Origin of the sequence: Pseudomonas sp. NFPP02 (assembly GCF_900119355.1) — a bacterium.
GTDB classification, from domain to species: domain Bacteria; phylum Pseudomonadota; class Gammaproteobacteria; order Pseudomonadales; family Pseudomonadaceae; genus Aquipseudomonas; species Aquipseudomonas paracarnis.
This window is the reverse complement of sequence record NZ_FPJI01000010.1, coordinates 98,228-122,302: the sequence shown is the minus strand read 5'-3', so window position 1 is coordinate 122,302 and position 24,075 is coordinate 98,228. Positions and strand designations below refer to the sequence as shown.

The 24,075-nt window shown below is 59.3% G+C and carries 26 protein-coding genes and 1 pseudogene; 15 read left to right on the top strand and 12 right to left on the bottom strand.

Translation table 11 applies throughout. The features are described 5' to 3' along the window. Positions 1–114: 114 nt before the first annotated feature. Complete coding sequence (locus BT204_RS18395; protein WP_072447781.1) at positions 115–1,716, bottom strand: L,D-transpeptidase family protein; 1,602 nt, start codon at positions 1,714–1,716, stop codon at positions 115–117. Positions 1,717–1,755: 39 nt separating this feature from the next. On the opposite strand from BT204_RS18395, the gene BT204_RS18390 reads away from it, so the two are divergent. Both BT204_RS18390 and BT204_RS18385 read left to right on the top strand, forming a co-directional pair. Next, positions 1,756–2,484: a murein L,D-transpeptidase catalytic domain family protein gene (locus BT204_RS18390; RefSeq protein ID WP_054897775.1), complete on the top strand. Its 729-nt coding sequence runs from the start codon at positions 1,756–1,758 to the stop codon at positions 2,482–2,484. Positions 2,485–2,514: 30 nt separating this feature from the next. Beyond that, positions 2,515–3,261, top strand: coding sequence for a creatininase family protein (locus BT204_RS18385; protein ID WP_072447779.1), 747 nt, complete (start codon positions 2,515–2,517; stop codon positions 3,259–3,261). A gap of 171 nt (positions 3,262–3,432) precedes the next feature. Here the strand turns inward: BT204_RS18385 and BT204_RS18380 are convergent, their stop codons facing one another. After that, a complete protein-coding gene (locus BT204_RS18380) occupies positions 3,433–3,774 on the bottom strand; it encodes a hypothetical protein (protein WP_034125705.1) in 342 nt (113 codons plus the stop codon). Positions 3,775–3,820: 46 nt separating this feature from the next. Then, entirely contained in the window at positions 3,821–4,465 is a 645-nt protein-coding gene (locus tag BT204_RS18375; protein WP_054897774.1) for a hypothetical protein, read from the bottom strand. Positions 4,466–4,602: 137 nt separating this feature from the next. Between BT204_RS18375 and BT204_RS18370 the strand changes: the two genes are divergently transcribed. Further along, positions 4,603–4,887, top strand: a complete 285-nt coding sequence (locus BT204_RS18370; RefSeq protein ID WP_034125707.1) for a hypothetical protein — start codon at positions 4,603–4,605, stop codon at positions 4,885–4,887. Here the strand turns inward: BT204_RS18370 and yfcF are convergent. After that, the gene (gene yfcF / locus BT204_RS18365) at positions 4,846–5,478 is read right to left on the bottom strand and encodes a glutathione transferase (RefSeq protein ID WP_072447777.1); all 633 of its coding nucleotides are present in this window, start codon (positions 5,476–5,478) and stop codon (positions 4,846–4,848) included. The two genes, BT204_RS18370 and yfcF, sit on opposite strands and share 42 nt — an antisense overlap. A gap of 146 nt (positions 5,479–5,624) precedes the next feature. Between yfcF and BT204_RS18360 the strand changes: the two genes are divergently transcribed. Further along, positions 5,625–7,064 carry an alpha/beta hydrolase family protein gene (locus BT204_RS18360; protein ID WP_072447775.1) on the top strand — a complete coding sequence of 480 codons (1,440 nt, stop codon included), beginning with the start codon at positions 5,625–5,627 and terminating at the stop codon, positions 7,062–7,064. Here BT204_RS18360 and BT204_RS18355 read toward each other — a convergent pair. Next, a complete protein-coding gene (locus tag BT204_RS18355) occupies positions 7,061–7,603 on the bottom strand; it encodes a DUF924 family protein (protein ID WP_034125710.1) in 543 nt (180 codons plus the stop codon). The two genes, BT204_RS18360 and BT204_RS18355, sit on opposite strands and share 4 nt — an antisense overlap. A 71-nt stretch (positions 7,604–7,674) precedes the next feature. Between BT204_RS18355 and BT204_RS18350 the strand changes: the two genes are divergently transcribed. Then, the gene (locus tag BT204_RS18350) at positions 7,675–8,829 is read left to right on the top strand and encodes an acetyltransferase domain-containing protein (RefSeq protein WP_072447773.1); all 1,155 of its coding nucleotides are present in this window, start codon (positions 7,675–7,677) and stop codon (positions 8,827–8,829) included. 77 nt (positions 8,830–8,906) lie between these two features. On the opposite strand, the gene metE is transcribed toward BT204_RS18350, so the two are convergent. After that, positions 8,907–11,249 carry a 5-methyltetrahydropteroyltriglutamate--homocysteine S-methyltransferase gene (gene metE / locus BT204_RS18345; protein ID WP_072447771.1) on the bottom strand — a complete coding sequence of 781 codons (2,343 nt, stop codon included), beginning with the start codon at positions 11,247–11,249 and terminating at the stop codon, positions 8,907–8,909. Between the two features lie 344 nt (positions 11,250–11,593). On the opposite strand from metE, the gene BT204_RS18340 reads away from it, so the two are divergent. The 6 genes and pseudogenes from BT204_RS18340 (at position 11,594) to BT204_RS18315 (ending at position 17,311) form a co-directional block, all read left to right on the top strand. Continuing rightward, complete coding sequence (locus BT204_RS18340; protein WP_005787689.1) at positions 11,594–12,691, top strand: carboxynorspermidine decarboxylase; 1,098 nt, start codon at positions 11,594–11,596, stop codon at positions 12,689–12,691. Positions 12,692–12,719: 28 nt separating this feature from the next. Beyond that, on the top strand, positions 12,720–13,967 hold the full coding sequence (locus tag BT204_RS18335) for a saccharopine dehydrogenase family protein (protein ID WP_054918531.1): 1,248 nt from the start codon (positions 12,720–12,722) through the stop codon (positions 13,965–13,967). A 449-nt stretch (positions 13,968–14,416) separates the two neighbouring features. Continuing rightward, positions 14,417–15,184 (top strand): methanethiol S-methyltransferase, encoded by a 768-nt coding sequence (gene mddA, locus BT204_RS18325; protein WP_054918535.1) that lies wholly within the window; start codon positions 14,417–14,419, stop codon positions 15,182–15,184. 63 nt (positions 15,185–15,247) lie between these two features. After that, positions 15,248–15,397 (top strand): annotated as a pseudogene (locus tag BT204_RS28180) (saccharopine dehydrogenase); the annotation flags it as partial. 189 nt (positions 15,398–15,586) lie between these two features. Further along, positions 15,587–16,396 (top strand): PDZ domain-containing protein, encoded by an 810-nt coding sequence (locus tag BT204_RS18320; RefSeq protein WP_054918537.1) that lies wholly within the window; start codon positions 15,587–15,589, stop codon positions 16,394–16,396. A gap of 675 nt (positions 16,397–17,071) precedes the next feature. Beyond that, a complete protein-coding gene (locus BT204_RS18315; RefSeq protein WP_054918539.1) occupies positions 17,072–17,311 on the top strand; it encodes a DUF6124 family protein in 240 nt (79 codons plus the stop codon). 191 nt (positions 17,312–17,502) lie between these two features. Here BT204_RS18315 and glsB read toward each other — a convergent pair whose 3' ends face one another. The 3 genes from glsB to BT204_RS18300 form a co-directional block, all read right to left on the bottom strand. Next, the gene (glsB, locus tag BT204_RS18310; protein WP_014718789.1) at positions 17,503–18,411 is read right to left on the bottom strand and encodes a glutaminase B; all 909 of its coding nucleotides are present in this window, start codon (positions 18,409–18,411) and stop codon (positions 17,503–17,505) included. A 55-nt stretch (positions 18,412–18,466) separates the two neighbouring features. Continuing rightward, positions 18,467–18,811 (bottom strand): hypothetical protein, encoded by a 345-nt coding sequence (locus tag BT204_RS18305; protein ID WP_072447769.1) that lies wholly within the window; start codon positions 18,809–18,811, stop codon positions 18,467–18,469. Positions 18,812–18,884: 73 nt separating this feature from the next. Further along, positions 18,885–19,295: a hypothetical protein gene (locus BT204_RS18300; RefSeq protein WP_034125714.1), complete on the bottom strand. Its 411-nt coding sequence runs from the start codon at positions 19,293–19,295 to the stop codon at positions 18,885–18,887. Positions 19,296–19,404: 109 nt separating this feature from the next. Here BT204_RS18300 and BT204_RS18295 point away from each other — a divergent pair, with 109 nt between their 5' ends. Continuing rightward, positions 19,405–20,250 (top strand): AraC family transcriptional regulator, encoded by an 846-nt coding sequence (locus BT204_RS18295; protein WP_054897762.1) that lies wholly within the window; start codon positions 19,405–19,407, stop codon positions 20,248–20,250. Positions 20,251–20,374: 124 nt separating this feature from the next. Here the strand turns inward: BT204_RS18295 and BT204_RS18290 are convergent, their stop codons facing one another. Together BT204_RS18290 and BT204_RS18285 are read right to left on the bottom strand one after the other, a co-directional pair. Further along, a complete protein-coding gene (locus BT204_RS18290; RefSeq protein WP_072447767.1) occupies positions 20,375–21,169 on the bottom strand; it encodes a class II aldolase/adducin family protein in 795 nt (264 codons plus the stop codon). A 177-nt stretch (positions 21,170–21,346) separates the two neighbouring features. Beyond that, positions 21,347–21,556: a hypothetical protein gene (locus BT204_RS18285; protein ID WP_057977469.1), complete on the bottom strand. Its 210-nt coding sequence runs from the start codon at positions 21,554–21,556 to the stop codon at positions 21,347–21,349. 196 nt (positions 21,557–21,752) lie between these two features. Here BT204_RS18285 and BT204_RS18280 point away from each other — a divergent pair, with 196 nt between their 5' ends. Together BT204_RS18280 and BT204_RS18275 are read left to right on the top strand one after the other, a co-directional pair. Next, positions 21,753–22,256: a DUF4142 domain-containing protein gene (locus tag BT204_RS18280; protein WP_020303039.1), complete on the top strand. Its 504-nt coding sequence runs from the start codon at positions 21,753–21,755 to the stop codon at positions 22,254–22,256. A 30-nt stretch (positions 22,257–22,286) separates the two neighbouring features. After that, the gene (locus BT204_RS18275; protein WP_003191729.1) at positions 22,287–22,847 is read left to right on the top strand and encodes a type 1 glutamine amidotransferase domain-containing protein; all 561 of its coding nucleotides are present in this window, start codon (positions 22,287–22,289) and stop codon (positions 22,845–22,847) included. Positions 22,848–23,083: 236 nt separating this feature from the next. Here BT204_RS18275 and BT204_RS18270 read toward each other — a convergent pair whose 3' ends face one another. Beyond that, complete coding sequence (locus BT204_RS18270) at positions 23,084–23,290, bottom strand: PLDc N-terminal domain-containing protein (RefSeq protein WP_003191730.1); 207 nt, start codon at positions 23,288–23,290, stop codon at positions 23,084–23,086. 300 nt (positions 23,291–23,590) lie between these two features. On the opposite strand from BT204_RS18270, the gene BT204_RS18265 reads away from it, so the two are divergent. Further along, positions 23,591–24,067, top strand: coding sequence for a hemerythrin domain-containing protein (locus BT204_RS18265; RefSeq protein WP_003191732.1), 477 nt, complete (start codon positions 23,591–23,593; stop codon positions 24,065–24,067). The last annotated feature ends 8 nt before the right edge of the window (positions 24,068–24,075 follow it).

The window sequence follows — 24,075 nt, the reverse complement described above, 5'->3', positions numbered from 1 at the left end:
GCGAGCTTGCTCGCGAAAAACTCACAGACACCGCGTTCATTCAGGAAGCACGCGTTATCGTTGGCGTTTTTCGCGAGCAAGCTCGCTCCTACATTCATATCAAGCCATCTGACGCTATAACACGCTGCCCATGGCCTTGATCAACACCGGGTCACGCGCATAAATATCCGGCGCGTACACCAACTCGCCCTGGCGATCCACTTCTACCGTCCAATACCCCAACAGCACCGGTACCGGCGTGGCGAGCCTGAATTCATGGGTTTCGCCGGTCGCCAGCAGCTCATCGGTGCGGGTGCGTTCGGCGGGCGTTACGAGCAGATCGCGCAATAACAACGGTTGCTCGACCCGCACGCATCCCGAACTGAACGCCCGTGGGCCCTTGGTGAACAAGGGCTGGCTGGGGGTGTCATGCAGGTACACCGAATACGGATTGGGAAAGCGCATCACAATCTTGCCCAGCGGGTTACGCGGGCCGGCCTGCTGGCGCAGCAGGATATTGCCGGGGCGTGCCCAGTCGACTTGGTCGGGGGTCAATGGGTGACCTTCGGCGTCGAGCACCTGCAGGTTCTGCTGGCGCAGGTATTCAGGGTTGAGACGGATGGCGGGCAGCTTGTCCTCACGCATGATGGTCGGCGGGATGGTCCAGGTGGGGTTGAGGGTCAGCCGAGTGATGCGCGACTTGAGCAGTGGTGTCTGGCGTTCGGCACGGCCTACTTGCAGGCGGGTTTGCCACACCGGGATGCCGCTCTGATACACGCTCAGTTGTGCGGCGGCCACATTGACCACGACACCTTCAGGCTCCAGGTCCTGGGCCAGCCAGCGGAAGCGCTCCAGGTTGATGCGCAGCTGTTCACGACGCACCGCCGGGCTGATATTGAGTTCGGCCACGGTGCCGGCGCCGACCACGCCGTCGGCCTGCAACGAGTGGCTGAGCTGAAACGCTTTCACCGCTTTGACCAGTTCGCCCTGGTATTGCTTGCCGTTGCCACTGGGCAACTGAGCCAGGTAGCCACCGCTGTGCAGGCGCCGCGCCAGTTCCGGCACGCGGGGGTCGTTCATCCCCGGGCGCAACAACGCGCCCTCGGCGACCGGGTCCCAATGGGGCAGCGGTTGCTGGCGCACGCCGGCGTAGGCATTGCGCAGGCTGCGATACAAATCAGCGCTGGGCCGCGCCTGATCGAAGGCTTGGGCCATGTCTTGCAGGCCGGTGGCGGCGAACGCCAGTACCTCGGCATTAGGATCGCCACTGGGCGGCTGTGAATGCCATAGAGGCTCAAAGCGCGATTGCTGCAGGCGCCCGTAATGCAAATCCTGCAGGGCTTGCAGGTACTGCTGGCTGTTGGCGATATCGCTGCACAGCACGTTGGCCGTGGCATCCGCCGCAGGCAAGCTATAGTGGGTGGGGTCCAGGCCATCGTCGGCAAGCATCAGCAACTGGCTGTGCAAGGCTTGCCGGCGTTCGTCAGCCGACCATAGCGGGGCATCGCCCTGCTGCTGGTAAAAGGCTTGCAGGCGCACCAACGCGGCAGCATCGATACGCGGCGCAAGGTGCGGGCAGACACTGGTCAACTGCGCCAACGCCTGTTGCAGTGGCGCCAGCGCGACCGGTGCAGGGGTGGTGACGGGCAATGGCTCCAACGGCAGCGTTTCGGCTGTAGCGACCAATGGTGCAACGAGCAGGCAAATGCTCAAGTAACATGCGTGTTTTTTGAACAATTGACTTAGCTCCACTCCACAGCGGGGACTCGACTGTAGATGCTGACTTTTATACGCCTGCTCAGGCTATCCAGCCTGGGCTTGATCACTGGGTGCCTGGCTTTATTGAGCAATGTTGCGCTCGCCGCCAATGGCACCTCTCCTTCCCTGTATAGCAGCCTGGCGCGCTCGGCTCCAGAACTCAATCCCACCGTGCTGAAAAGCGCCCTGAGCGCCGTACAGTGCGCGGTCAATAACGGCGAGGAACGTTCCGATCGCCTAGCGGTTATTGACTACTCCCAGCCCTCGACCGCCCGTCGCCTGTGGATCTTCGACCTGCGCAAAAAGACCCTGGTATTACGCGACCTGGTGGCCCACGGCGCCAAGTCCGGGGAAAACTTCGCCACCCAGTTCTCCAACCTCGAGGGCAGCCACCAGTCGAGCCTGGGCTTGTTCCGCACCCAGGAAAGCTACCTGGGCGCCCATGGCTACTCGCTGCGCATGGACGGTCTGGAACCCGGCTTCAATGACCAGGCACGCGACCGCGCCATCGTGATTCATGCCGCCGACTACGTCAGCCCTTTGTGGAGCAAGCGCGAAGGCCGCATCGGCCGCAGCCAGGGTTGCCCGGCCGTGCGCCCGCAAGTTGCCCGTCAAGTGGTGGACAAGCTCAAGGACGGGCAGTTCATGTTTTCGTGGTACCCCGACCAGCGCTGGCTGAAGTCGTCGACCTACCTCAATTGCAAACCCCAACAGGTGGCGAGTAGTCGTACAATCCGTGGCGGATAGCCTGTCCCCATAGATAAAAGAGAGCGTCGCATGCTTCTACACACCTCCACCTGGATCGAAATCGGGCAGTTCCTGGAACGCAGCCGCACGGTGGTGATTCCCATCGGTTCCAACGAGCAACATGGCCCCACCGGCCTGTTGGGCACTGACTGGATGTGCCCGGAAATCATCGCCCACCACGCCCAGAAGCACGCCGATATCCTGGTCGGCCCGACCTTCAATATCGGTATGGCCCAACACCACCTGGGCTTTCCCGGCACCATCTCCCTGCGCCCTTCCACCTTTATCGCCGCAATTGGCGACTGGGTGCGCTCGTTGGCCGGGCATGGTTTCGAAAAGATCCTGTTCCTGAACGGCCACGGCGGCAACATCGCCACGATTGAAGCGGCGTTCTCCGAGCTGTACGCCGAAGCCAGCTTCGCCCGCCGCCCGGCCGGGTTCGCGCTGAAGCTGGTGAACTGGTGGGACCTGGAAGGCGTCACTGACCTGGCCCAGCGTCAATTCCCGGTCGGGCATGGCAGCCACGCCACGCCGTCGGAAATTGCCGTGACGCAGTGGGCGTATCCGGACGCGATCAAGTCTGCCGACTACTCACCACGAATCGCCAACACCGGCCCGATCCGCGAGGCCCTGGACTTCCGGGCGCGCTTCCCTGACGGCCGCATGGGCTCGGACCCGGCGTTGGCTACTGTGGAGAAAGGCGGTGAGTTGGTGGCGTTGGCGGCGCAGGGATTGGTCAAGACTGTCGACAGCTTCAGCAACGAAGCCAACCCCTGATCCAAATGGGGCCAATACCCTGTAGGAGCGAGCTTGCTCGCGAAAAAATCATAGGCGCCGCGTTTATTCAGGGAGCGCGCGTTACCGTTGACGTCTTTCGCGAGCAAGCTCGCTCCTACAGGGTGTCAAAGGTTGCCCCCGCCCACCTTTGGATTTGCGTTGTGCCTGGGTTTATCTGCAATCCTGTGCGGCCTGCTCCAGCCGCGATGGCTTGATCGCCGAAGCCAGCGGCTTGCGCTCGTACAGGAAGACCTTGGTGCCGTCCTGGGACTTGTAGGCCTCCAGCACATCATCGGCGGCAATCTTGCTGGTCAACAGCACCTTGGCGTGGCGCGAGTTCTGGGTGACGGTCGAGGTGATGCCGTGCTTTTCCAGCTTGGGCAACACGCATTGCACATAGCCGTCGGGGGTCTTGTTGGTTTGCAGGGTCAGTGATGGGGCATTTGGCGCCGTGATACAGCCGGTCAACAATAACGAAGCACAAGCCAGGGCCGGGGCGAAGAAAGAGCGCATAAACATTCCTGAAAATAACCAAATAGGGTTCACAACCATTCGCGGGTCAACCTGCGCGAACCAGGGCCTTGAGCGACGCATCGAACTGCTTCAGGGCATCTTGCTGTACATCGCGTTGTTGCTCGATCAGTGCAGCAATCTCCGGCGCCGCCTTGTCGTGCACCCACACTGACGGCACGTGCTTGTCCACCGAGCCTTCGGCCTTGGCGATAAACTGCAGGTTCGCGTCGTAGAAGCGTGCGACAAAGCGTGCTTCGACCCGGTCATTACGCTGGGTCAGCAATTGGTTATGGGTATCGAGCACCACCACCACATCCGGGTGCGCCTGCACCAGGGCATCCAGGCTGCTATAAACCGTCACCGAGAAAAAAGTGCCCTGCAACGAGTGCATCAACCAGTCGATCGCCAGTTCCGGGTCGGAGCTGTTGACGAACGCCTCGCGAATCCGCCCATCCAAGGCATCCTTGGCGCCGTTCAGCGCCATGGCGTGGTAGCGTTCAAGGTAGCTGAGGTTGTCGCGGGTGTTTTCGCTGAACAACACCCCCACCGACTGGGCACGCTGCAGAGAGTCTACGCTACCCACCAGTGGCAGCAAATGGCCTGTACGCACGTCATCGGCCATCGCCGGGGTGGTCATGACCGCGGTGCCCAGCATCAGGGCCATCAAAGCCAACTGGATAATCGTCCTCATCGCGCATTTTCCTTGAGCTGCGTCTCGATGTGCAGATTCTGCGCGTTTGGCGAAAAAACAGAACTTGTGATCCTTGATGGTGACTATCATTTGAACCGATAGTGTCAGGCCGCCCATAAAATCTATAAGGACCCGCCATGAAGCCCTACCAGAAAATCTTCGATCGTATTCGCGAGGCAGTCCTGCCAGAGTTTCGCGAGCGAGTCGCCGACTACCTGGTCGAGTACGAAACCGTGCTGCTGGACTCACACGCCGACGCCGCAAAAGGCAGCGCCAGCGCCGAGCAACTGCGCGGCTACTTGCGTGGTTTGAACACCATGCGCGTGTTGGGCATGGCCGATTGGGAAGACCTCGACCGGCGCGTTGCCCAGCAGGCAGAGCTAGAGCGCGGGCCGTCGCAGCTCGACCCACTCGCGCACTGACGGCCGCTGCCACTGGCGTTGCGCGTAGGCCACCAGCTGCGCTGGCATGGCGTCACCGTTGAGGATCAGACGATTGAGCATCACCGCCAGGTCCACATCGGCAATCGACCACTGGCCGCACAGGTACTCGCGGTTATCCGCCAGCAAGGCTTGCGCCGCGGTGATCAACTTGGTCGCGGCGGCTTGAGCCTCTGCTGACAACGGCGGCCTCTTCTGCCCGCAGAACACCACCAGCGTCGAGCGCTCCTGGCGAATCGGCAGCAGGTCGCTGCGCAACCACGCTTGAACCTGTCGCGCCCTCGCCCGCTGCTGCACATCCGCCGGGTACACGCGGGTCTTAGGGTAGGCCTGGTCCAGGTACTCGGTGATGGCCGAAGACTCCGACAGCGCAAAATCACCGTCTACCAGGGTCGGCACTCGCTGGGTCAGGGAGCGTTGGACGTAATCTGCCGCCTGGTTCTGCCCGGCATCGAGGTCCAGGGTGAGGGTCTCGAACGCCAGGCCTTTTTCGCGCAAGGCGACAAACACCGACATGGCATAGGGGCTGGTGAACAGCGAATCAACGTAGAGGTGCAGCGGGCCTTGGCTCATGGACAATCTCCTGGTGTGAGGCATCACGCTACGAGATCAGGGCCGATAAAGACAATGCAGGGTTTTTATGGGGGCATTCCTGGCAGGAATAGCGCGGCTAGTGGCAATATTATGGCTCACGCTGATTTTCAAGGAAGGAACAGCACATGAAACAAGCAGTTGTGGTTATCCACGGCATCGGCGAACAGCGCCCAATGGACACCTTGCGCGGCTTTGTCGAAGCGATGATCCCCACGGACACCCCCGATGGCACACCTCTGTACTGGAGCAAGCCGGATCGGCTGTCGCGCAACTTCGACCTGCGCGTACTGAAGGCCTCGGGCCGTACCTCGACGGATTTCTATGAATACTACTGGGCCCACAAGATGCAGGGCACCAAGTTCGGCCATCTGCTGGGCTGGCTGTGGGATATCTTCAAGCGCCCGCGTCGCGACATTCCCGAGGCCATCGTGCCGATCTGGCGCAGCACGCGCTGGACGGTGCTGGTGTTATTGCTGCTGGTTGCCAGCGGTACATTGGCCACGGCCTGGGGCCAATTGCCCCTTAGCGACAACCCCTTCGCGCTGATTCCCCTGCTGCTCGCGGCAATGGGACTGGCGCTGCGCTATTCGGCGCTGGCCTACCTGGGAGACGCCGCACGCTACCTCAGCCCCAACCCGCAAAACGTGATGGTGCGCGAGCAGATCCGTGCTGATGGTGTCGACCTGCTGCGCGCTCTGCACAATCAGGGTGACTACGAGCGCATCATCGTCGTCGGCCACAGTTTGGGCAGCGTGATTGCCTACGACATCGTCGGCTACCTCTGGCATGAGTACCACGACAAACTGACCCAACTGACCCCCAGCAACCGTGAGCTGGCAGCCCGTTATGCCAACCGCGAACCGCTGCAACCGGTGGTCAAGGATGCCCTGCCGGCCGCCGGCGCCTTGCTGGACGGCAGCCTAAGCAACCTGTTGAATTTTCGTCAGCAACAGACCGAAGCTTTTGCCGAACAGCGCGGCCTGGGCAACCCCTGGCGCATCACCGACCTAGTCACGGTCGGCAGCCCGATGGCCCACGCCAGCCTGTTGCTGGGCCGCAGCGTCAGTGATTTCAAACAGCGCATGGAACGCCGCGAAGCCCCGGCCTGCCCGCCGACCGAAGACACCCAAGGCTACGGCTACAACGCTCGCCAACCGCTGATGCTCGGCCAAAAGCCCTTCACCCCGCACTACCTGCACCACGCCGCAGCCTTTGCCGTCACGCGCTGGACCAACCTGTACTTCCCTGCCCCCTTCGGCCTGTTCGGCGACATCGTCAGCGGCCCGGTCAAGCCCGTGATGGGCGGCGGCGTGCTGGACTTGCCGGTGACCGTGGGCAACGGCAAAGGCTGGCTGGCCAAGTCCTGGCTCAGCCATACTCACTATTGGAGCGAACGCGGCGGTGCCCAGGGTTACCTCGACGCACTGGGCAAGGATGAACAGGCGATCACCCAAGGCCCGCGTCCTTCAGCCACTGAAGCGTTGCGGTGGGCGATAGACCTCAAGGGCGTGCGGCGGTTTCGCCGTGTCGCCACCCAGCAGAGCCTGGCGCCTGAACACGCCTAACCGGCGAAGCCACCGGCCTTGAGGAAGGCGAGTTCTTCATCGGTGCTCGCCCTGCCCAACACCCCATTACGATGGGGAAACCGCCCGAACCGCTCGATGATGTCGGCATGCTCCTTGGCCCAGTGGTAGGTGCTGGCATCCAACTGCTGGTTCAGCGCCAGGGAGCGTTGCTGGTCCTGCGGGTCTTCCGAATGTTCAAAAGGCAAATAGCAGAACGCGCGCAACTGAGGTTCAACCTGTTGATCCAATCCCGCGTCCACCATCTTTCGCGCATAAAACCGCGCCAGCGGGTCGGTGGCGAACATATGCGCCGTGCCGCGAAAGGCGTTGCGCGGGTACTGATCCAGCAGGATCAATAACGCCAGCGCGCCATCCGCCGTGGTCAACCAACCTTCGAGTTCACGCCGTGCAGCCTGCATATGAGCCGCGTTGAATCTATCGCGAAAGTCCCTATCGAACCCCTCGTCCTTGGTGAACCAACGCTTGGGCCCCGCCTGTTTCCAGAACGCGATTACAGCTTCGGCCGAGTGTGGGGTCATACTTGTCATCAGCGCCTCGCTTAATGTTATAGAATAACGTCAATATTTTGCCTGCGTGTGATCCTTAACTTATGACTGACGCTATGACTTTACGCAAACGCCTGCTATCCATCGACGCCCTGCGCGGCCTGGTGATCCTGTTCATGTTGCTGGACCACGTGCGTGAAACCTTCCTGCTGCACCGCCAGGTCAGCGACCCCATGAGCATAGACAGCACCGAGCCTGCGTTGTTTTTCAGCCGCACCCTGGCTCACTTGTGTGCGCCGGTGTTTGTGCTGCTCACCGGATTGTCGGCTTGGCTGTACGGTCAGAAATATCAGGGTCGTCGCGACGTGTCGGCATTCTTGTTCAAGCGCGGGCTGTTCCTGGTGGTGCTGGAATTCACCCTGGTCAACTTCGCGTGGACCTTCCAACTGCCGCCCAGCGTGATCTACATGCAAGTGATCTGGGCCATCGGCATCAGCATGATCGCCCTCGCCGCGTTGGTCTGGCTACCGCGTGCCTGGCTGATCGGCTTGGCGCTGGTGATTATCGCCGGGCACAACCTGCTCGATGGGCTGCACTTCGCACCGGGTTCGATGTTGCATGTGCCGTGGACGATCCTGCATGAACGCAACTGGATTGAAGTCTCTGAAAACCTGCGCCTGCGCACCACCTACCCGGTGCTGCCATGGATCGGTGTGATTGCCCTGGGTTACGGCCTCGGGCCATGGTTTGCCAATGCCACGCTGCCGGCTGTGCGTCAGCGTTATTTACTGGTCGCGGGGGTGGGCGCGTTGGTGGGCTTTGGGTTGTTGCGAGCGCTCAACGGCTATGGCGAGCAGCCTTGGCAGGCGTATGACAGCAGCGTGCTGACGCTGATGAGCTTTTTCAATATCACCAAGTACCCGCCTTCGCTGTTGTTCCTGGCGTTGACTCTGGGGATTGGCTTGCTGTTGCTGCTGGCGTTTGAACGCGCCGGGCATAAGCGCTGGATCGGCGTGCTGGCAGTGTTCGGCGCGGCGCCGATGTTCTTTTATCTGTTGCACCTCTATGTATTGAAAATCCTCTATGTGGCCTGCGTTGCGCTGTTTGGCCTCAACCATGGCACTTACTTTGGCTTCGACGATATCGGTGCGGTGTGGCTGGCAGCGCTGCTGTTGCCGATTGCCCTGTACTTGCCCGTGCGTTGGTTCGCCGGCCTGAAAGCACGGCGGCGGGACCTGGCGTGGCTCAAATACCTCTGACCTGATGCAGGGGGCGAATATTGCCCCCTCCCCTTGTAGGAGCGAGCTTGCTCGCGAAAAACTCACAGGCGCCACGTTCATTCAGAAGCTACGCGTAATCGTTGGCGTTTTTCGCGAGCAAGCTCGCTCCTACAGTTTGACTCAGCACGCAGTTGCCGAGCGGCGGTGACCATATGAATGAGCGCCGCCTCGGTCTCCGGCCAGCCCCGCGTCTTCAAGCCGCAATCGGGGTTCACCCATAAGCGCTCTGCCGGAATCCGCTTGGCGGCCTTGCGCAGCAAGTTGGCCATTTCCGAGGCATCCGGCACCCGTGGCGAGTGGATGTCGTAGACCCCCGGGCCGATCTCATTCGGGTAGGCGAAGGCTTCGAACGCGTCGAGCAGCTCCATGTCCGAGCGTGAGGTCTCGATGGTGATCACGTCGGCATCCATGGCGGCGATGGACTCGATCACATCGTTGAACTCGCTGTAGCACATGTGGGTGTGGATCTGGGTTTCATCGCCCACGCCACTCGCGCACAAACGAAACACCTCAGTCGCCCAGTCCAGGTAGTGCTGCCACTGCGCCTGGCGCAACGGCAAGCCCTCACGAAAAGCCGCTTCGTCGATCTGCACGATCTTGATGCCGGCCGCTTCCAGGTCCACCACTTCGTCACGAATCGCCAGGGCCAGTTGCCGGGCCTGCACTTCGCGGCTCAGGTCTTCCCGTGGGAACGACCACATCAACATGGTCACCGGGCCTGTGAGCATGCCCTTCATCACCTTGTCGGTGAGGCCTTGGGCATAGCGAATCCACTCCACGGTCATGGCGTTCGGGCGGCTCAGGTCACCGACAATCACTGCGGGTTTCACACAGCGCGAACCATAGCTCTGCACCCAGCCGAACCGGGTGAACGCGTAGCCATCCAGTTGTTCGGCGAAGTACTCGACCATGTCGTTACGCTCGGCTTCACCGTGCACCAACACATCCAGGCCGAGATTTTCCTGCACCTCGACAGCGTGCTTGATCTCACTGTGCATGGCTTCGACGTATTCGGCGTGGCTCAACTTGCCCGCCCTGTACGACTGACGCGCCAGGCGGATCGACGCGGTCTGTGGGAACGAGCCGATGGTGGTGGTCGGGAACAGCGGCAAGTTAAGGCCGGCCCGTTGCTTTTCGATGCGCTGGGCAAACGGCGACTGGCGCTGGCTGTCCCGTGCAGTGATGGCCGCTACACTAGCTTGAACGGCAGGCTTGTGAATGCGTGGCGATGCAGCACGAGCTGCCTGCACCGCGCGGCTCGCAGCCAGGGCGGTGAGTACGCCAGGGGCTTCGGGCTGATCGACGGCCTTGGCCAGTAGCGCCACTTCCGCGCACTTCTGCACGGCGAAGGCCAGCCAGCTTTTCAGTTCGGCACCCAACTGATCTTCCCGCTCCAGGTCCACCGGGCTGTGCAGCAGCGAGCAGGACGGCGCGACCCACAGGCGATCGCCCAACTTCTCATGGGCATGCTGCAAGGTGGCCAGGGCTTTTTCCAGGTCGCAACGCCACACGTTTCGGCCGTTGACCACGCCCAGGGACAGCACCTTGTACGCTGGCAGGCGGTCGAGAATGGTCGGGTACTGGTCCGGCGCACGCACCAGGTCGATATGCAGGCCATCCACCGGAAGGTTGGCAGCCAGGCCAAGGTTTTCTTCCAGGCCGCCGAAGTAAGTGGCCACCAATTTTTTCAGCGGGTCGCGCTGGATCAGGTTATAGGCGCGCTCGAAAGCGTTCTTCCAATCCTGAGGCAGATCGAGCGCCAGGATTGGCTCGTCGATCTGCACCCACTCAACGCCCAATTCGGCCAGGCGCTGGAATATCTGGCCATACAGCGGCAGCAGTCGCTCGAGCAGGTCGAGCTTGTCGAAGTCAGCGCCCTTGGCCTTGCCCAGCCACAAATAGGTCAGCGGGCCGATCACCACGGGCTTGACGCTGTGCCCCAGGTCGAGGGCTTCCTGGACCTCTTCGAAGAGTTGGTCCCACGCCAGGTGGAATTGCTGATCGACGCTGAACTCCGGCACCAGGTAGTGATAGTTGGTGTCGAACCACTTGGTCATCTCCTGGGCAAGGGCACCGCCGCAGCAGCTGTCACTGACGCCACGGGCCATGGCGAACAAGGTATGCAACGTGGCCTGGCCATCCGCCGGGCGGAACCGCTCAGGGACCACACCGAACATCAACGAATGGGTCAGCACCTGGTCGTACCAGGCGAAATCACCGACCGGCAACAGTTCGATACCGGCTTGCTGTTGCAGCGCCCAGTGGGTGCTGCGCAAATCACGGCCAACGGCGCGCAGGCCGGCTTCGTCGAGCTCACCCTTCCAGAACGCTTCCTGCGCTTTTTTCAGTTCACGATCGCGTCCAATGCGCGGAAACCCGAGGGAATGAGCGACTGCCATGACTTACAACTCCGATGGTGTGATTGATGGCGGTCATTGTCGGCAGAGGGGCGTCTTGAGACAAACTCATTCTGTTCTAGATCATCACAAGATTTACTCATGTTCAGGTAAGCAGGATATTCGCGGCGCTATTGTTGATGTGTGGGGTGCCAGGGGCGCCGTCATCGCGGCCTCGCTGAGGCTCGAGCGCTCCCACAGGAGGCGGCATGATTCTTATGAACGGTCATACTTACGCCCTATGCTTAACGTGGCGCGCAAAATCCGCCGGCTAACCTTTCGATCTGTTCCAAGTGCGGGCACAATGCGTGTCCTTTTTTGGCAGGCACCGCCGCAGGCTCTCAAAAATGATCAAAACGCCGTACTACCTCATCGATAAACAGAAGCTTCTGGTCAACATGCAGAAGATTGCCTACGTGCGCGAACAGTCCGGCGCCAAGGCTCTGCTGGCGCTCAAGTGCTTTGCCACCTGGTCGGTATTCGACTTGATGCAGCAATACATGGACGGCACCACCTCGTCGTCGCTGTATGAGCTCAAGCTCGGTCGCCAGAAGTTCGAAGGTGAAGCGCACGCCTACAGCGTGGCCTGGGCCGACGATGAAATCGAAGAGATGCTCGAGAACTGCGACAAGATCATCTTCAACTCCATCAGCCAGCTGCAGCGTTTTGCCGAACGCAGCGAAGGCAAGACCCGCGGCCTGCGTGTGAACCCGCAGGTGAGCAGCTCTGACTACCTGCTGGCCGACCCGGCGCGCCCGTTCAGCCGCCTGGGCGAGTGGGACCCGGTGAAGATCGATGGCGTGATCGATCAGATCTCCGGTTTCATGTTCCACAACAACTGCGAGAACGGTGACTTCAGCCTGTTCGACAAGATGCTCGGCACCATCGAGGAACGCTTCGGTGAACTGCTGCACAAGGTCAAGTGGGTCAGCCTCGGCGGCGGCATCCATTTCACCGGCGAAGGCTATGCACTGGATGCATTCTGCGCACGGCTCAAAGCGTTCTCCGAGAAGTACGGCGTGCAGGTCTACCTGGAACCCGGCGAAGCGGCGATCACCAACAGCGCCTCCCTGGAAGTCACCGTGCTCGACACTCTCTACAACGGCAAGAATCTCGCCGTGGTCGACAGCTCCATCGAAGCCCACCTGCTGGACCTGCTGATCTACCGCCTCAACGCCAAACTGGCGCCGAGCGAGGGTGAACACACCTACATGGTGTGCGGCAAATCCTGCCTGGCCGGGGACATCTTCGGCGAGTATCAATTTGATCGTCCGCTGGCCATCGGCGATCGGCTGTCGTTCATCGACACCGCAGGCTACACCATGGTCAAGAAAAACTGGTTCAACGGCCTGAAAATGCCGTCCATCGTAGTGAAACAACTCGACGGTACAGTCGAGGTGGTTCGTGAATTTGGTTACGACGACTACCTGTCCAGCCTGTCCTGAGCTGGCGGATAAAGGAGAGATAAAGCAATTGAAAAAGAACGTTCTTATCATTGGTGCAGGAGGTGTCGCCAAGGTGGTGGCCCACAAGTGCGCGCAGCACAACGACGAACTCGGTCGTATTGCTATCGCGTCGCGCAACATCTCCAAATGCCAGGCCATCATCGACAGCGTCAAGGCCAAGGGTAGCCTCAAGGTTCCCGCCGATATCCAAGCCTTCGCGCTGAACGCCCTGGACGTGGAAGCGACCAAGGCCCTGATCCGCGAGACTGATTCGCAGATCGTCATCAACGTCGGCTCCGCCTTCCTCAACATGTCGGTACTGCGTGCCTGCATCGACACGGGCGTGGCTTACCTCGACACCGCCATCCACGAAGAGCCGGGCAAGGTCTGCGAGACCCCGCCGTGGTACGGCAACTACGAGTGGAACCACCTGCAAGAGTGCAAACAGAAGAACATCACCGCCATCCTTGGCGTGGGCTTCGACCCAGGTGTCGTCAACGCGTATGCCGCGCTGGCGCAGCAACAGCATTTCGACCGCATTGATTCGATCGACATTCTCGACGTCAATGCCGGCTCCCATGGCAAATACTTCGCCACCAATTTCGATCCGGAAATCAACTTCCGCGAATTCACCGGGCAGGTGTGGAGCTGGCAGAACAGCCAGTGGACCAGCAACACCATGTTCGAAGTCAAACGCACCGACGACCTGCCGGTAGTCGGTTCGCAGAACCTCTACCTCACCGGCCACGATGAAGTGCACTCGCTGTCGAAAAACCTCGACGTGCCCAACGTGCGTTTCTGGATGAGCTTCGGCGAACACTACATCAACGTGTTCACCGTGCTGAAAAACCTCGGCCTGCTTTCCGAACAGCCGGTCAAGACCGCCGAAGGCCTGGAAGTGGTGCCGTTGAAAGTGGTCAAGGCCGTGCTGCCCGACCCGTCCTCGCTCGCCCCGGGCTACACCGGCAAGACCTGCATCGGTGACCTGGTCAAAGGCACCAAGGATGGCCAACCGCGTGAGATGTTCATCTACAACGTGGCTGATCACGAAGAGGCCTATGCCGAGACCGACAGCCAGGGCATCTCCTACACCGCAGGCGTACCACCGGTAGCCGCTGCGCTGCTGGTGGCGCGTGGCGAGTGGGATGTGAAGCATATGGCCAACGTCGAGGAACTACCGGCCGAGCCGTTCCTCAAGGCGCTGGATGTGATGGGCTTACCGACTCGGATCAAAGACGAAAACGGTGATCGGGCCTGGGATGCGACGGCCTCATAGGCCATAGCTGACCGAGCAAAAGAATGCGCCCCAAGGGGCGCATTTTTTGTTTGGGCTCACCCACAGCTCAAAGAACAATACAGATTCAAAATGTGGGAGCGGGCTTGCCTGCGAAGGCGGTTTGTCAGTCAATGATTTTTCCACTGAACCACCGCCATCGCAGGCAAGCCAGCTCCCACAATGAGTCGCCGGTGTATCCGGGGCTTCGGCTCACTCCAGGTTCCGCGCCGAATTATTCCGCGCCCTTGAGCACTGCCACAGCACGGGGGCTCATATTGGCGCAGGCGTGGCCTGGTATAGCTTGTTGGATAGGTTGAAGGTCCGTTAGATCGCCAATCGCTCTTGCAACTGTCAATTCCAACAGGTTACCGCCTAGGGGAATGCCGTTAGTCTGAGCGAGCCCGTCATAGATTGGCTCACCCATTCACCATGTGCGAAAGGAATCGTCCATGAAACGGCAAACCTCTTCAAACACCCTCACGGCACGCTTGGCTGGCCTGGTCTATAGCACCTGCTGCTACCTGGTGTTCTTATTCACCCTGCTGTACATGATGGGCTTCGTGGGGGCTGTGGTCGTACCCAAACACATCGAGTCCGGCGCACGCATCGACTGGGCGCTGGCACTCATGATCAATGCGTCACTGATCATTGTGTTTGGCGTCCGGCACAGCACCATGGCGCGTAAACGCTTCAAGCGCTGGCTGGCAGTCTTCGCCCTGGCAGCGGTGGAGCGTTCCACCTATGTGTTGCTCTCCAGCCTGATGCTCGCGCTGCTGTTCTGGCAGTGGCGGCCTATTACGCACACCGTTTGGGAAGTTGACGCCGCCTGGGCCAAGGCATTGCTGAGCGGCCTGTTCTGGCTGGGCTGGGGCATTGTGGTGCTGGCAACCTGTTTGATCAGTCACTTCGAGTTGTTCGGGCTGAAGCAGGCCATTGATCGTTGGCGCAACGCCCCACCCTCAGGCCTGACATTCAGGACGCCGCTGCTCTACAAAGTCGTGCGTCATCCGCTGTACCTGGGCTTCCTGATCGCCTTTTGGGCAACGCCGCATATGACCGTAGGGCATCTGCTGTTTGCCCTGGGGATGTCGGTGTATCTCTTCATCGGCGCCCGTTTCGAAGAACGGGATTTGGTGGCGCTGTTTGGTGAGCGGTATCGGCGCTATCAGCGTGAGGTGGGCATGATCGTGCCACGCCTCAACAGGCCCCGTCGTTAGCGCTCGAGTGTGTCGCACGCTCTGCGTGGGAATGCACTCAAATCCAGGGCATATATTTCATCGGTAGCTGCTGCGCTGCTGGTTGCGTGTAACGAGTGGAACACGAAGTACATGTCCAACGTCAAGGAGCTGCTGGCCGAGCCACTCCTCCCAACGCTGGATGTGACGGGCTTGCTGACTCGAAGTAGAAACAGAAATGGCGATCGGGCTTAGGATGCAATCGCCTACAAGCGATAGCTGACAGAGCAAAAAATGCATCTGAAGGGGCACACTTTTAGTTTGGGCGAGCATCGACCTCGAAATCAACGAAGGTAAAAAAAAGCGATTTGATAATCCGAGATACTATTTTGGTATCATCGGATATTCGCCATCAACCCACCACATAAACAAGGATGTTGATAAATGACTCCTCGCCCATTCAAGCCCCTGGCGCTTGCTGCTCTTTTTATAGGTTTAGCAGGCTGTAAAATGGCGCCACCTCTTAATGGCTATACGCAGTATTACCAGTCGGCAAATGGATTCACGCCAGAAATCATCGCGGCAGAGCGCTCAGGGCCGCCCCCCGCTGTGCCGATAATCGACCATGCCACACTAAGCACCTACGAAAACGTCGCAAGAACTTGGTTCCGTCGTGGATACGCAGCTGTTGGTAAATCCGAATTCAATTCGTCCATGCCGATTCCTGAACAACAAGCTATTGATCAGGCAAAGGCCATTAAGGCTGATCTAGTAATCATTATCGAACCGCAATACCAAGGCACCACGACTACCACGACGAAAGTATCCAGACCTACATCCAGCACTTCTGTTACGTCAGTCACGGCAGGCAAACTGAACGGTTCGGCAACCACCTCGACATACGGTACTACAACGGATTACGTGCCGATTACCCAGAAGCAAGTAGCCTATGGCGCACTCTACTTTGTCAAAGCACATATCATCCTTGGCGCAGCCACTATTGAACTGGATGAAGCAGAACGTCAGTCTCGTCAGACGAACTATGGCGTGAAAATCACGATGGTTTCCGATGACTCACCCGCTTTCAAAGCCGACTTACTGATCGGAGATACTATAGAGAAGCTTGATGGCCAGCGCATCAGCAGTGCGGCTCATCTATCGAGCTTGATTAATGCGAAGAAAGGTCAAGTCATCAATTTGTCCCTAACCCGCAAAGGTAAGGCTTTCGAGAAATCAATCCAACTCAACAATTGACGCTTGATCACCAGTCAGATAGCGCCTACCCATCGGCCTAGGCAGTGATCACTTCCAAGCTCTGCATTGGCACCAGAAAGTGCGCCCCGCAAGGCGTGGCGCTATGGTGAACGCTATCGGTAGAACGACTGTGCCGCGGCTGAACAAGCCCATAGCCAACCTTAGCTTGTTCGTTAAGATCATCAACGATAACGCAGATAACCTGGATGACCGCAGGGCCTGGGCTTTTTTCGCGAGCAAGCTCGCTCCTACAGTTCAACGAACAATAGAGATCAAATGTGGGAGCTCGCTTGCCTGCGATGGCGCTGTGTCAGCCAGCATATGCGGCGCTGAAAAACCGCTATCGCCGGCAAGCCAGCTCCCACAGAGGATTTGCGGCGTTAGGATATTTCCCACAGCTGTTTCAGGTTGTCGCTCGGAACTTCACTGACTAACCTCTGGGCCGTCGCTGCCAATTCAGCGGCCGGATTTGACCGTCCGACTCCCAACTGCATCTGTGCCACATCGAATCAGGCGTTTTCTTTACGCCTGCTGTATCGTGTCGCGGCAGCTGTACGCGGGATACCTCCGGGTATGCCGGGCTCCTTGGGACCGGTCGGTCAACCCGCGTATAGCTGCCACCCTAATTCGTTTGACCGCGAACCGTGGCAGCTCCATATCCCTTGGAGTTTCACCATGATCAAAGACAGCCCCAACCCACCAGAACAACTCTTCAACGTGCGCCCCGGCCTAGGCACCGAAACCCTGCTGATCAACGCCTCCCAGGATCTAGCCTCCATCAATGACATCGCTACTCATCTTGCCTTTGAAATCGACGGTACCCAACGCAACGTAGCGCTGGGCATCTGCCGCATGCTCGAAGGTGTGCAGTTGCTCGTGGACAAGGCTCGGGATGACACCCACCCAGCCACTTGACCTGATGCTCGCGCCGCGCCCTTAACCACTGTAGGAGCGAGCTTGCTCGCGAAGATCGTCAACGATGACGCGGGCAACCTGGATGACCGCAGGGCCTGGGCGTTTTTCGCGAGCAAGCTCGCTCCTACAGTGATCGATGGCACTGAAAAACCGCTATCGCAGGCAAGCCAGCTCCCACAGGGGGACCGAGTTCAAAACACCGACCACCCAATCCGCTCACTCAACAATTCCAACGCCTTCATCCCCGCCAGCGAGTTGCCCGCTGCGTTCAACTCCGGCGACCATACGCACACCGTAAACTGCCCCGGCACCACCGCGACGATCCCGCCGCCGACCCCGCTCTTGCCCGGCAGGCCCACGCGGTATGCAAAATTGCCCGCCTCGTCATACAGCCCGCTGGTGGCCATGATCGAGTTCACTTGCTTGGTCTGGCGCGCCGTCAGCACCTGCTCGCCACTGTGGGCACTCACGCCTTCATTGGCCAGGAAGCTGAACGCTCGGGCCAGGTCCAGGCAGCTCATCTGCAACGCGCAATAGTTGAAGTAGCTGTGCAGCACCGCGTCCACATCGTTATGAAAGTTGCCGAACGACTTCATCAGGTAGGCCATGGCCGCATTGCGCGCACCATGCTGGGCTTCAGATTCGGCCACGACGCTGTTGACCAGGATCTGCGGGTTGCCCGACAGGCGCCGTACAAAGTCGCGCATCGACAGAATCGGCACGGCGAAGCGTGACTGGTTGATGTCGCAGATCACCAGCGCGCCAGCGTTGATAAAGGGGTTGCGCGGGCGGCCACGCTCGAATTCCAGCTGCACCATGGAGTTGAACGGCTGCCCCGAGGGCTCGTGGCCCAAGCGCTCCCAGATGGATTCGCCGCCATGGTCGATGGCCTGCACCAGGCTGAAGACCTTGGAAATGCTTTGCACCGAAAACAGCGTGTCTGCATCTCCAGCGCAGTAGGCCGTGCCGTCGTTGCCGTATACCGCGATGCCGAGTTGGTTGGCGGGCACGTCGGCCAGCGCGGGAATGTAATCGGCGACTTTGCCGAGGCCGATCAAGGGGCGCACTTCGTCGAGGATCGACTCCAGCAGCGCCTGCATAGCTTGTCCTGTCATCTTTGTTCGAATCAGTGGTAAACGAGGCGCGGAGGATACGTCAATGGGCGCGCAACACCCACACAATCTCTACCACCCGCTCGGCAATCACCACGTAGATCAGGATCAACAACAGTTGCAACGCCAAGTGATAACGCAACTTGGCCAGGCGGCGGATGCCGTCGCTGACGTTCAACAGCATCAGCACCGTGGACAGCACAATCAAGCCCCAGCCCGCGACGCTGGAGGCGAAGATACCGATCAGCAACTCGCGTGGTCCCACCAGCGAGTTGGTCCCCGCCGCAAACAACAACGCGCAGACCAACAGGTTTTTAACATTGTCGAAAATCTGCGTGCTCAGGTCGTTTTCCAGCAACGCCAGGTACCGCGTCCATAAAGTGCGCATGCTTGAGTACCGAGTGGGAAGGCTCGTCAATCAAGGTAGTTCAATTGTGGACGCTGTCGAGCTTTGGCCAGGCTCAGAAATACGCCACATCCGACACTTCTGCATCCAGCACATCCTGGGCCAACGCCCAGGCGCGATCCTTGGACTCCACCACCAGCAGCGGGTAACCCCAGGCCTTGCCGAACGTCACGGCAAAGGGCTTGAGGGCCAGGCGCTTGGCAGCGCTGGGCTCCACCTGGATCATGCCTTTGACGTAAGCGCGCAAGGCAGCCTTGTTTTTCTTCATCCAGATAGAAGCGCGCTTGCGCTCTTCGTGGGCGTGTTCGTGATTGTTCTCATCCACGGCCTTTTCGTGCAGCAGCAAGAAGGGCTGCTCACGCGCCAGCAGACGTTCGAATGTCAGGAAGGCGTCTTCCGGCGCTCCCTCGCTAGGCGCGTCGAAAAAGATTTTCACCACCGGGAAAGTTGAACTGTCGAGTCGCATGGCAAAGCTCCTTTGATGAGATTGGTTCTCATCATAGGGTGCATGACGCTGGACAGCATTGCATAGAATAGCCAGAATATTTCGCAATCCAGCCAAGGCAGTTATCAGCATGGTTCATCACCGCCTCGACCAATACGACCCCTGCCGGGTCCGGGACGCCGCCGCGATCCCTCGCTCGATTGTTGCAGTGGGCGCCTCGAGTACGTCCGAACGCTGGGAACATATCCCTCACCACCATCAACACGGGCAATTGATCTACACCTTGCGCGGCGTGGTGCATTGTGTGATCGAGGCGGGTATCTGGATCGTGCCGCCGCAATGCGCATTGTGGATTCCCGGCGGTGTGACCCACGCGGCCCGTGGCGCTGGCGAAGCAGATGTATATTGCCTGTTGATCAGCCCGGACGCCGCCAGCGCCCTGCCCCGGCAATGTTGCACGCTGTCGGTGTCGCCATTGCTGCACGAATTGATCGGCAAGGCGGTCAGCTTCCCGCAGCTCTACGACGAAGACGGCGCCCCGGGCCGGCTGGTGGCGACGTTACTCGACGAGTTGGCCTTGGCCCCCCTCGAGGCCCTGCATTTGCCCATGCCCCAGGACCCTCGCTTGCATCGGCTGGCCACCAGCTTATTGGCCAACCCCGGCGACAAATCGACCCTGGGCGAATGGGCCGTGCGCATCGGCATGAGCGAACGCAGCATGACCCGCCTGCTGCTGGAAGAGATCGGCCTGAGCTTCGGTCGCTGGCGCCGGCAGTTGCATGTAATCCTTTCACTGCAGCGCCTGGCTAACGGCGAGAGTGTGCAGAGCGTGGCGCTGGACCTGGGTTATGAAAATGCCAGCGGGTTTATCACCATGTTCCGCAAGGCCATGGGCCAACCGCCGGCGCGTTACCTGGCAGACCGAGCCAGTACCGTCGGGCCGCACAGCAACGTGTCAACTATCGCCTTGACGTGAGGTTTTGATGATCGTTCCCACGCTCTGCGTGGGAATGCCTCGTGTGCCGCTCCGCGTCACGCTTAGGGACGCAGAGCATCCTGGGCTGTGTTCCCACGCAGAGCGTGGGAACAATCCACCCGACTCAGTTCTTGTAGTCGGTATCGGTACGCTCAAGCTGGCGCACCAGCGCATTCCAATGCCGCGCCACGCCCGGGCCTTCGCCATTGCTGAACACCTTGGCCTGCTGCTCGACCTTGGCCACCACGTCAGCCGGTGGGAAGATCAACTCGGCATTCCCCGCTGCCTGTGCCGCAATCTGGATGTTGCAGGCCCGCTCCAGGCTTTGTAGTTGCTGGAAGGCATGCTCGACGCTGACGCCGCCCGTCAACAAGCCGTGGTTACGCAGGATCATCACACTCTTGTCGCCCAAATCCGCCACCAGCCGTTCACGCTCGTCCAGGTCCAGCGCCACGCCTTCGTAACCGTGGTAAGCCACACGCCCCGAGAATGCGATAGCGTGCTGGGAGATCGGCAACAACCCCTGCTTCTGCGCCGACACCGCAATACCGTCGCGGGTGTGGGTGTGCAGCACCGCTTGCAAATCATGGCGTGCGCCGTGGATGGCGCTGTGGATCACATAGCCGGCGTAGTTGATCCCCAGGCCCGTAGGGTCATCGACAAGGGTGCCGTCCAGATCGACCTTGACCAGGTTGGAGGCGCTGATTTCGTCGAACAACAGCCCGAAAGCATTGATCAGGAAATGCTCCTCGGCCCCTGGCACCCGCGCCGAGAAATGCGTGTAGATATGATCGGTCCACTTGTACAACGCCGCCAGTCGGTAGGCCGCGGCCAACTTGACCCGCACCTCCCACTCTTGCGGTGTGACCCGCTGGCGCACATTGCTCAACACACTGGAAATCGGCGTGACGCTACTCATGGCAAATCTTCCTGGATGACCTAAGGGACTTCCAGGCAAGACTAGGGGATGGTCATAAATAATAAAAAGCACATTTTAATCTAAGCTAATTATTATATTTATTTATAAAAAGCAGCAGTGGCAGCGTTCAGGCCACCACGGGAGCAAGCTCCCTCGCCGCCAATCAACTCCGCAGGTTCAACGCCCGTTGTTGAGCTTTTCGTTGATTGCATCCGTTTGCCGTTCAATGTCCTTGATCGAGGTCGGCGTCACGACTTTGTCGATGGTGTCAGTCTTGGGGTTCGCAGGTTCAAGCGTCTGCCCTTTGGTGGCCTGGGCATTACCTTTTTGCGCATCTTCAGAGCTGACGGGGTCGGGGGTTTTATCGGCGGTTTTACGATCAGTCACAGTGCAATCCTCCTGGCAGTGGCAGGCCCCTGAGATGGCGGCCCTATGCAGCAGAACCCTGCGAATCCGGATTGGTTCAAGTCAATTGCCTCGCCTCACCACTGGGCAAAAAAGCGCAAAAAAATTTAAACCTTTTACCCGCCTCTCGATTCAACAGTCAGGTAACGGCATCCCGCCATTTCCAAGGAGAGACACCATGAAAACTCGACTGATGAAACCGATGGGCCTTACCTTCATGCTGATTGCAGGCTCGATTTCCACCGCGATGGCGGCGACCTCCAACGACTTTGTCGACAACGCCGCCGAGGGCGGTATCACCGAGGTGGAAGCGGGCAAGCTGGCCCTGGAAAAAAGCAGCTCGGCGGACGTAAAGACCTTCGCCCAGCATATGGTCACAGACCATACCAAGGCCAATCAGGAACTGATGGCCCTGGCGAAAAAACTCGATATCGAAGTACCCGATGACGCTGCGCTCACCGACCAGGCGAAGAAAGCCATTCTGGAAATGCGCGATGAATCCTTCGACAAGGCCTATGCCAACAACCAGGTAGCGGCCCATGAAAAAACCGTCGAACTGTTCAAGAAAGAAGCGGCCTCCTCGGACAATCCCGAGCTGAAAGCCTTCGCCACCAAGACCCTGCCCACCCTTGAAGCCCACCTGAAAATGGCCAAGGAACTGCAAACCAAATACGCCCATTAATCCATCCATGACCCAAGGAGACACTCGACCATGAGCTCGCAACTCAACGGCAAGCACATCCTCGTCATCACCTCCAACACCGGCATCGAGCGCGACGAGTTGCTCAAGCCTCTGGAGACGCTGCGTGGCTACGGCGCGACCGTGACGCACGCCTCCAGCAAAGGGGGCACAACCCAGACATTTGTCGGCGACACGGAAAAAGACCAGACCGTGGAATCCGACGTGCAACTGTCGGATGTTGTCAGCGCCGACTTCGATGCGCTGGTCATCCCGGGCGGTACAGTGAATGCCGATACACTGCGCCAGGATGCCGCCGCGCTGCGCTTGATCAATGAGTTCGTGCAGGCCGGCAAGACCATCGCGGCGATCTGCCACGGGCCATGGACCCTGATCGACGCTGGCGTGGTCAAGGGCAAAACCCTGACCGCCTATAAAAGCGTGCGCATCGACCTTGAAAACGCCGGCGCTGCCGGCGTGGTGGATGCCGAGGTTAAAGAGTGCCAGGCCAATGGCTGGACCTTGATCACCTCGCGCACGCCGGACGATCTACCGGCGTTCAATGAGGCGATTGCCAAGGCCGTCGGCGGCTGATCGGTTGACCGCAATGAAAACAGGCGCCCCATGGGCTAATGCCAGTCAGTTAAGAGCTCGAGCAGACAACCAGTGACTTGTGGCGAGGGAGCTTGCTCCCGCTGGACGCGTAGCAGTCCCATTTTTGGGGCCGCTTCGCGCCCCAGCGGGAGCAAGCTCCCTCGCCACAGTTACCGATTCTGTCTTAACTGACTGGCATTAGCCCCATGGGGGCCTGTTTTTTATCACTTACCGTTTCAGCTTTTACGCTGCTGCGCCATTTCACGCTTGGGTCCGAACATCGCCCACGCAATCAACCCCAGCAACGGCACGAACACCAGCACCACGACCCACAACCCCTTGGTCTCCCATCCGCCAGTGCTGCGCAAAACGATATTGATCGCCCAGAGTTCCAAGAGCAGCAGAACCACCGCCAATACGATCCAGATATATTCAATTTGCATGATTCACCTCCTGAAGTCTAAGCGTTAGGTCAAGCAGATGCCCCAAGGGTTCCATTAGAATTTTCCTGGCCACACTTTCTGGCCGCCCGTTGCGCTGGAGCGTCAGCAACCGGTTGTGCGTTGTGCAATCTCAACGCGGCCCGACCATGCAAGCTGCACGACCTCCAAGCATACAAAAAAATACAACCAACTGATTTATAAGATAATTTTTAACCATAAAAGTTGGTACGCCTGATGCAACCTTCCTCACCACGAGGCGTGCACTTCGACACGCCCGCATACCCCCCCGTGAGGTTACCTATGAATGCCATCGACCTGCTAAAAGCCGACCATGAACGCGTCAAGACCCTGCTGACCCAGTTAAGCGAATCCACTGAACGCGGGGTAAAAAAGCGTACCGAGTTGTTGGCCAAACTCGAAATGGAGATCACCCTGCATACCCAACTCGAAGAAGAGATCCTCTACCCCGCGTTCAGGAAAGCTGGTGGCAAGGAACAGGACATCATGTACCACGAAGCCAAGGAAGAGCACCGTACCGTCGACTCGCTGGTACTGCCGGACTTGAAGAAAACCGACCCCTCGTCCACCGAGTTTTCCGGTCGCGTCAAAGTGGTCAAGGAGTTGCTTGAGCACCATATCGAAGAAGAAGAAACCGAGATGTTCCCTCAGGCCAAGAAACTGCTGGGTAAAGCGCTGCTCGAAGAGCTGGGAGCCGAGATGGAAGCGATGAAGGCCGCGCACAAAAAAGCCATGGCGAAAAAACCGCTGGCGGCGTAACGGCTACC